This window comes from Mycobacterium sp. (assembly GCF_049280035.1).
GTDB lineage: Bacteria > Actinomycetota > Actinomycetes > Mycobacteriales > Mycobacteriaceae > Mycobacterium.
In genome coordinates, this window is sequence record NZ_JBAPPI010000380.1 from 1 (window position 1) to 8,219 (window position 8,219).

Below are 8,219 nucleotides of genomic sequence, written 5' to 3' on the forward strand. Positions count from 1 at the left end.
CTGCGCGCCAGGGCAGGAAGCCGGGCGAAGCCGGCACGACGTTGGGCACCGGAGTCGCCCGGCCGAACAGCCAGGCGGCCAGGGCCGAGCCGCGAGTCCCGTCGGCCAGCGCGTGCACGACCTGCAACACGGCGACCGTGCCCGGGCCGGTGCCGCCCGGTAGGTCGTGCACCGGTGCGAAGAGGTGCAATCGCCACGGCGCCCGGCGGCTGTCCAACTGGTCGTCGGCGAGCCGGACCGCGGCGTCCAGGCAGCCACGCCAGCTGTCGTCGTCGAGTTGGTGGCGGATTACCCGTTCGGGCTCCAGCGTCGTCGGCACCCAGCTCGGATAGGTCCACGGCGAACCGTCCTCGACGCGGACGGTGAGGGCTCGGCAAGCCTGGGCTCGACTGCGGACATCGTCGACCGCGCGCGCGAAATCCGTTGGCTCGCCGGCGAATGCGTAGAGCAAAAACGCGTCGTTGGGGACCTTGGCCGACATCCAGTAGAACTGCGCGTCGGCCGCGGTCATCCGGGCCGACACGTCAATTCGTCGCACCGGGGCAATACACGGTGATGGCATCTTGCATGAACGGCCGCACCTGTTCAGTCGTCAAACCCTGAGCTTGCAGCTCGGCGGCGATCTTCGACATGGCGACCCTGAACGGGCTTGGGTGCCCGCCGAATCGAAAGTTAAACACGTCGGCGCGAGAAAGACCATCGTTGTCGCACCGTTCATGCGCAAGGGCGATCAACCGATCCGGTGGGCCGACGTTCATTCCGTCATTCGACAGCAATCCCAAAAACTGGGCATCCAGCGTGTCGGCGTGAGCGACACCTGCCGCGACCAGTACAGCTGCGACGGCGACGAAAATCGGACGGAACGGATTTACAGTCATGGTTGAGTGTGGCACCCATCACAGAAAACCGCGAGCCCAGGTAGCCCTAGGGCGAAGACGGCGATCCGTGCGGACCGAAGCCACCGCTAGCCGGCTGAGCCGATGAATCCCAACACCAAGTCGGCAACCCGCTCCGGCTGGTCGAGCTGCAGGAAGTGCCCGGCATGGTCGACGATGGCCACATCGCTGCCGTCTGGCAGCGCTCGCGCCGTCCAGTGCGCGAAATCCGCTGTCATGCAGCCGTCGTCGCGTCCGTGTAAGTACAGGCTCGGCACCGCTGGTGCCGATGTCCAATGCCGGTGGCGTTCGGCGTACCGCATCGGCGGGCGGGTGTTGCGGATCGTGGCCCGGTATGGCCCGAGCGCGGCACGCCAACTCTCCGGTGTCCCGATCGCGGCGTCGACATGGCGCAGATCTTCCTTGGCGTCGTAACCCGGTGACCATCGTCGCCATAGCCGTGGCAGCACCCACGACGCGGATCGCTCTGGCAGCCAGGGCAATTGGAAGTAGCTGATGTACCAGCTGCGCAGCAGCTGGGGTGGGATTTGAGCGAGCAACCGGACCCGATCGGGCAGCCGGCTCAGTGGGCGAAACGCTGCAGCCGGCGGCACCGACATGATCACGGCCTTGGCGAATGGGCTGTCCGGCATCGCCGCTAAACCGTTGGCCGCCATCGCGCCCCAGTCGTGTCCGATCACCACGTCGCGGTCGGTGCCCCCGGCCGCCGACCGCACCTGCAGCGCGTCGTCCATCAGCGCCCCGATGTGATAGCTCCCGTCGGACGGAATCGACGACGGGGCGTAGCCACGCATGAACGGCGCCACCACTCGCCAGCCCGACTCGGCGAGCCGCGGCGCGAAGTTGCGCCAGCCGTAAGCGGTATCGGGAAACCCGTGCAGGCACAGCGCAATCGGGCCGTCGGGTGGCCCCCACGTCAGGGCCTTCAATTCCACGGCGGGCGCGTGCACATCGATCCAGCGGGGTCCAGCCATCGTCTGATCCTTAAAACTGGTCGAAGTCCGAGACCAGCCAACGCTGGCCGATTTTGTCCAGCGTCACCCGGACAGTGGAGTCGGCATTGGCCGGCGCGGAGTCACCGATCTTGATCGTCTGGTTGACGAATACCAGGACTACCGCGTGATTGTGCGTAGCCGACTCCGACGCCGCCCCGGGAACGATGGCCGTCGAGGCGACGTGTTGTTCTTTCGCATTCGGAATGAGTTCCTCCTGCGTCCGCTGCGTGTAGACGTCGCGGAACTTGCCGGTGAGTCGCTGCCGCGCGGCCGCCACGTCCCGCTCCACGGTGTCGAACCGGAATGAAAGCAGCGCGACGGTGGAATCCCTTGCTGCCGTGACTGATTCGCTGCGAGCCAGGTCGGTGTTGCGAACCGACGAGTCCTTCCATTTGAGCAGACCCGCGGCGATCGCCAGCAGCAATGCCAGCGCGGGAAGCAAGCCATAGACCAGTACGCGCGACCAGTTGACGCCTTGTGGCTGCGTCATCGCACGAACATCACGTCGGAGACCTTGGCGACGTCGCCCGTCTTCTGCACCGTGACCCGTATCCGCCAGAAATGCGGCTCCTGGTGTGTCTGCGCGGGATCCGACGACTTCACCGTCACCGCCACCAGAACCCGGCCTTGGTCGCCGTTTCGCGTCTCCAGGCCGGCGTCGGTGACGGTGCCTACCAACTGCGATCGCGTCCGCTTGGCGTTGTCGATGTACGACTGCTTGCGGCGGCTGAAGCTGTCGTAGAACTTGCCGGTTGCCGAGTTCAGGATCCGTTGCGCGTCGGCGTCGGCGTGCTGATAGTCGACCGTGAGGAGGTTCGCCGCGCCCTGGCTGGCCGCCTGCACGAAAAGGTTGCGCTGGGTGTCGAGGTTGTGGGCCTCATACGCTCGGAAGCCCAGCCAGCCGACCAGCCCTGCCAACAGCACACCCGCCACCAGGCCGGCGACCAGCGCGATCCGCTCAACCTGGGTAGGGGGTTGGATGGGCCCAGGGTATACGACGTCTACGGGGTCTCCTGGCGAATCCATGACGGGCTCCCCGCCGGAGGTAGCAGCATCGTCTGGCATGTTTGCTCCTGTTCGGCACGTCGATACCGTCCAATGTAGGTGTCGACGGACGCCGTATACGTGCCCAATATTCCAGAACTGCCAGTTTTTCCGGTGAGCGCGCGAATTATTTCTGGCGATCTTCGAGCAGATGACCACCGCTGTCGACCGCCGCATCGAGGCGGCGATGGAAGAAGCCGCGACCGGGGCTGACCCGCGGCGCATCTTCGAGCTGCACGTGCGGGCCTACCTCGAAGCGATGTGGGAGCACCGGATCGGCAGGCTCACCGAGTCAGCTCGCGCGACGCCTGCGCAGCGGCCTGCTCGAGGTCGGCGATGACGATCTTGCGCATGCCGTACATCGCCTGGGTCGCGGCCGTCGCCTGGGCCGGATCCGGGTGGCTGACCAGCTCGTAGAGCCGGTCCGGAATGATCTGCCAACTCAGGCCGAATCGGTCCTTGCACCAGCCGCACTGCGATTCCTCGCCACCATCGGTCAACCGATCCCAGTAGTAGTCGACCTCGTCCTGGTCCTTGCAGCTGACCGTGAACGACACCGCCTCGCTGAACGGGAACTGAGGGCCACCGTTGATCGCGATGAACCGGTTGCCGTCCAACACGAAGCTGGCCGACAAGATCGAGCCCGGCTCGCCGGGGCCCGCGTCGGTGGCCCGGTTGAAGCTCTCGATGTGCGAGTTCGGGAACACCGAGGCGTAGAACGTCGCGGCCTCCTCCAGGTTGTGGTCGAACCACAGTGAGGGCGTAATCGACGGCATACCGGCCTCCTAGTCTTTGGTCGCTTTCAGTGATAGACCGGCCAGCCGGCGAAAACTCATCGACGCCCCGAGCGTTGACAGGGTGAATGTCCACGAAGTGCTGTAGGTAACGTCAGGCGGATACCTTCGCCTGACGACGATGCAGGCCGCGTAGCGGCCTGAGGAGGAGCCGGGCAATCAGCACCCGAGAGGACGCCCATGACTACTGTGAGCAGCACTCCGCAGACTGTCGAGTATTCGGGCGTCAATGGACTCACGCTGGTCGCCGACGAGTGGAACCGCGGCGCCGACGCGGGGGCCGGTCGGCCCACGATCCTGATGCTGCATGGCGGCGGCCAGAATCGGTTCTCCTGGAAAAACACCGGCCAGGTGCTGGCCGATGAGGGATTCCACGTGGTTGCGCTCGACAGTCGCGGGCACGGTGACAGCGACCGGGCACCCGACGCCGACTACGACGTCGAGACGTTGACTGCTGACGTCATGCAGGTGCTCGATGCGATCGGCCGGCCGGTGACGCTGATCGGAGCGAGCATGGGCGGGTTGACCGGCATCCTGGTCGCCGATCAGGCCGGGCCCGATCAGGTCACGGGGTTGGTGCTGGTCGACGTGGTGCCGCGGTTCGAGAAGAACGGCAGCGCTCGCATCCGCGACTTCATGTTCAGCGGTCTGCACGGGTTCGGCTCGCTGGAAGAGGCCGCCGACGCCGTCGCCGAGTATCTGCCGCATCGGACGAGGCCGCGCAGCCCGGAGGGGTTGAAGAAGAACCTGCGGCTGCGCGACAGCCGGTGGTACTGGCATTGGGACCCGGCGTTTATGACCAAGCCTGGCGACGACCCGCAGCTGCGCACCGAGAAGTTCGAGCACGCTGCCGCCGACCTGACGATTCCGGTGCTGTTGATCCGCGGCAAGCTATCCGACGTGGTCAGCCCGGAAGGCGTGCGGCATTTTCTGGCGACGGTGCCCAATGCCGAGTTCGTCGAACTGTCCGAAGCCGGACACACCGCGGCCGGCGACGATAACGACGCCTTCAGCGACGTCGTGGTGACGTTCGTAACGCGCTGACTCAGTTACGAAATAGCGGCTAGCCCACCGGCTTCTCGGCGTGCCCGCCGAACTGCTTACGCATCGCCGACAGCGCCTGGTTGGCGAAGTCATCGAGACGACGCGAGGCGAAGCGGGACTGTAGCGCGGTGGTGAGCACCGGCGCGGGAACTCCTTCGTCGATCGCCGCGATGGCCGTCCACCGGCCCTCCCCGGAGTCGGAGACCCGCCCGGTGAACTCCTTCAGATCGGGCGATTCGTGTAGCGCGATCGCGGTCAGATCCAGCAGCCAGGAGCCGATCACACTGCCGCGGCGCCATACCTCGGCAACATCGGGGATATCGAAGTTGTACCGATAGCACTCGGGATTCGACAGCGGCGCAGTTTCGGCGTCGCCCTTCTCAACGCGGGTACCGATGTCGGCATTGCGCAAGATGTTCAGCCCCTCGGCGAGCGAGGCCATCATCCCGTACTCGATGCCGTTGTGCACCATCTTCACGAAGTGCCCGGCCCCGCTAGGCCCGCAGTGCAAGTACCCCTTCTCCGATTGCGCGATCTTGCCGTCGCGGCCAGGGGTGCGCGGCGCCGCGTCCACGCCGGGCGCGACGGTGGCGAAAATTGGCTCCGCGTGCGCGAATGCTTGGTCGTCGCCGCCGATCATCAAACAATAGCCCCGTTCGCGGCCCCACACACCGCCGCTGGTACCGCAATCCAAGAGGTGAATCCCCTTCTCAGACAGTGCCTTTGCATGCTTCAGGTCGTCGCGGTAGTAGGTGTTCCCGCCGTCGATCACGATGTCGCCCGATTGCAGCGTGTTAACCAGCTCCTTAATTGCCTCGGTGGTGATATCGCCGGCGGGCACCATCACCCAGACGACTCGAGGCTTTGTGAGGTTGTCGACCAGTTCGGACAGCGACGACACCCCGGTGATCTTGTCTTCGCCGGCCAATGCCTTTACCGCGTCCGGATTGTGGTCGTACACAACGCATTCGTGCCCGTTGTCGACCAAGCGGCGGACGATATTGGCGCCCATTCGGCCCAGGCCGATCATCCCAAGCTGCATGTTGTCTTGTTCTCCTTACTGTGATGCACGGTGGTTACCGGGAAGCCACGGCTGTTGCCAACCGCGATGACCGCGCAGCAGCGCGCGGGCCTCCTCGGGCCCCCACGAGCCGGTTTCGTAGTGGTGGACCTTGCCGGGAGTATCGAGCAGCGGCTGCACGATGCGCCAGGTCTCTTCGATGCTGTCTTCCCGCGCGAACAGCAGACGGTCGCCGGTCAACCCGGCATGCAGTATGCGCTCGTAGGGCGTCAGCGGCTCGCCCAAGTCTTGCATGAACGAAGAATCCAGGTGGACGTCGCGCCAGCGACCGCCATCTAACGCGGTCAGCTGCACGCGCAGGCCCGGATCTGGATCGATCCGCAGCACAATCTGGTTGGGTTCGGCTTGCCTGCGCTCGGGCAGGAAAGGCAGCGCGGGAACGCGGTGCGTTAGCAACCGCACCTCGGTGACCCGTTCGGCCAAGGCCTTGCCCGCGCGCAAAAAGATCGGCACCCCGGCCCAGCGCCAGTTGTCGATCTCCACTCGCAGCGCGACGAAGGTCTCGGTCTGCGAGCGCTTGGCGACCCCGTCGATGTCGGTGTAGCCGCTGTATTGCCCGCGCACGCATCGGTCCGGGTCCAGCGCCGGTATCGCACGCAATACGTCGGCTTTCTTGTCGTTGAGGTCGTCTGCGCTCGGCCCGACCGGCGGCTCCATCGCAACTCCGGCGAGCACTTGCAGCAGATGGTTTTGCACGACGTCACGCAAGGCACCGACCCCGTCGTAGAACTTGCCGCGGTCCTCGACGCCGAAGTCCTCGGCCATGGTGATCTGAATTTGCGAGATCTTCTGACGGTCCCACAGCTCAGCGAGCGCCAGGTTGCCGAAGCGCAAATACTCGATTTCGACGACCGGCTGCTTGCCCAAGAAGTGGTCCACCCGAAAGATCTGGTCCTCTTTCAACACCGCATGCAGCCGGGCATTGAGTTCACACGCAGACTTGAGGTCGTGTCCGAAGGGCTTTTCCACCGCGACGCGGGAGTGCTCTAACAGCCCGGCCTTGCCCAGGCTCTCGACAATGGGGGCAAACAGCGCCGGCGGCATTTCCAGGTAGTACAAGCAGTCGCGCTTGGAGCCGACCCGCTCAGCCAGCTCGTCATACAGGCCGGCATCGGTGACGTCGCCGTGCACGTAGGACAATCGGTCCGCCAGCCGGTCGAACACCTTGTCGTCGATGTCTTCGCCGGTCTCGGCGATCGCCTTGCGGGCCCGGTTGACCAGCTCCTCGGCGCTGATGTCGTCGCTGGCCACGCCCAACACCGGGCACTGCAGCAATTCCCGGCGCTCCAGGCGGTAGAGGGCTCGGAAGGTCATCTTGCGGGCCAGGTCGCCGGTAATGCCGAAGATCACCAGCATGTCTGAGCCGCGATCACCAGATTCGGCCAATCGGGGACCTCCACAAAGAATCGACTACCAACCCTAAACACTGCGGTTGGGCCCGACAACACGCAGCAAACCACTCACGGCGCGGCAGGCTTGGCATCAAGTAACCGCTTGCCAGGCCGGCCAAACCTCTAGCCGGGGCAACGGAATTTCTTGGTTGGCCAAAAGCAGTTTCGCAGTTGATCTTTCAGCTCACGACCGGATTCCCGCACCGCAGACTCGGCACTGTTACTAGGACGGACAACACTCATCAGGAAAGATGCGAGGCATGCATGACCACCTGATGCTCGCGGTCTACGCGTTGGGCGGCCTGGCGGCGGCCGAGGCCGCCGCGCTGGCCTTTGTGTGGGCAGCACTCACCCGGAGTCGCCGGGAGGCCGCTGAACTTCGCCAGCGCGTCGACCCCCGCAGTTGGCTTTTGACCGGCGGCCGGGAGGCGGTCAAGACCGTGTGGCAGACCGCGAACCTGGTGCGCAAGGAAGGGTTCGGCGCCGCGGTGCGCAACTCCATCGAAGATCTCGCCGATTGGGCCGAGGTGGAACGCCCGGACCTGGCCCGGGTCACTGCGGACGGCAAGGTGGCGATTCTTTTCACCGACATCGAAGAGTCCACCGCGCTCAACGAACGGGTCGGCGACCGCGCCTGGGTCAAGTTGATCGGTGAGCACGACAAGATGGTCCGCAAGCTGGTCACGCAGCGCTCCGGGCATGTGGTGAAGAGCCAGGGTGACGGATTCATGATTGCCTTTGCGCAGGCCGAGCAGGCGGTGCGCTGCGGTATCGACATGCAGCACGCGCTGCAGAAAGAATCACAACGCAGGCGGCACAACGGCATTCGGGTGCGGATCGGAATCCACTTGGGCCGATCCGTGCGCCGTGGCGACGACCTGTTCGGCCGTAACGTCGCCATGGCGGCGCGAGTGGCCGGGCAGGCCGGAGGCGGGGAGATCCTGGTTAGCGAGACCGTGCGCGATGCCGTCAGC

The 8,219-nt window shown here is 65.2% G+C and carries 9 protein-coding genes and 1 pseudogene; 2 read left to right on the plus strand and 8 right to left on the minus strand.

What is annotated here, in order from left to right:
• The 6 genes and pseudogenes from WAN71_RS12815 to WAN71_RS12840 all read right to left on the minus strand — a co-directional run.
• A pseudogene (locus WAN71_RS12815) lies at window positions 1-511 on the minus strand (DUF1298 domain-containing protein); the annotation flags it as partial.
• Between the two features lie 13 nt (window positions 512-524).
• Complete coding sequence (locus WAN71_RS12820; protein WP_422225691.1) at window positions 525-878, minus strand: DUF732 domain-containing protein; 354 nt, start codon at window positions 876-878, stop codon at window positions 525-527.
• A gap of 86 nt (window positions 879-964) precedes the next feature.
• A complete protein-coding gene (locus WAN71_RS12825) occupies window positions 965-1,870 on the minus strand; it encodes an alpha/beta fold hydrolase (RefSeq protein WP_422225692.1) in 906 nt (301 codons plus the stop codon).
• Window positions 1,871-1,880: 10 nt separating this feature from the next.
• On the minus strand, window positions 1,881-2,381 hold the full coding sequence (locus WAN71_RS12830) for a hypothetical protein (RefSeq protein WP_422225693.1): 501 nt from the start codon (window positions 2,379-2,381) through the stop codon (window positions 1,881-1,883).
• A complete protein-coding gene (locus WAN71_RS12835) occupies window positions 2,378-2,956 on the minus strand; it encodes a mammalian cell entry protein (protein ID WP_422225694.1) in 579 nt (192 codons plus the stop codon). Before WAN71_RS12835 ends, WAN71_RS12830 begins: the two co-directional genes overlap by 4 nt.
• Window positions 2,957-3,219: 263 nt before the next feature.
• Window positions 3,220-3,711: a VOC family protein gene (locus WAN71_RS12840; RefSeq protein ID WP_422225695.1), complete on the minus strand. Its 492-nt coding sequence runs from the start codon at window positions 3,709-3,711 to the stop codon at window positions 3,220-3,222.
• Window positions 3,712-3,909: 198 nt separating this feature from the next.
• Here WAN71_RS12840 and WAN71_RS12845 point away from each other — a divergent pair, with 198 nt between their 5' ends.
• Window positions 3,910-4,773: an alpha/beta fold hydrolase gene (locus WAN71_RS12845; RefSeq protein ID WP_422225696.1), complete on the plus strand. Its 864-nt coding sequence runs from the start codon at window positions 3,910-3,912 to the stop codon at window positions 4,771-4,773.
• A gap of 19 nt (window positions 4,774-4,792) precedes the next feature.
• Here WAN71_RS12845 and gnd read toward each other — a convergent pair whose 3' ends face one another.
• Window positions 4,793-5,815 carry a phosphogluconate dehydrogenase (NAD(+)-dependent, decarboxylating) gene (gene gnd, locus WAN71_RS12850; protein WP_422225697.1) on the minus strand — a complete coding sequence of 341 codons (1,023 nt, stop codon included), beginning with the start codon at window positions 5,813-5,815 and terminating at the stop codon, window positions 4,793-4,795.
• 15 nt (window positions 5,816-5,830) lie between these two features.
• Window positions 5,831-7,240, minus strand: a complete 1,410-nt coding sequence (locus tag WAN71_RS12855) for a glucose-6-phosphate dehydrogenase (protein WP_422225698.1) — start codon at window positions 7,238-7,240, stop codon at window positions 5,831-5,833.
• A gap of 256 nt (window positions 7,241-7,496) precedes the next feature.
• Here WAN71_RS12855 and WAN71_RS12860 point away from each other — a divergent pair.
• On the plus strand, window positions 7,497-8,219 hold a 723-nt coding region (locus WAN71_RS12860; RefSeq protein WP_422225699.1), incomplete at its 3' end, for an adenylate/guanylate cyclase domain-containing protein.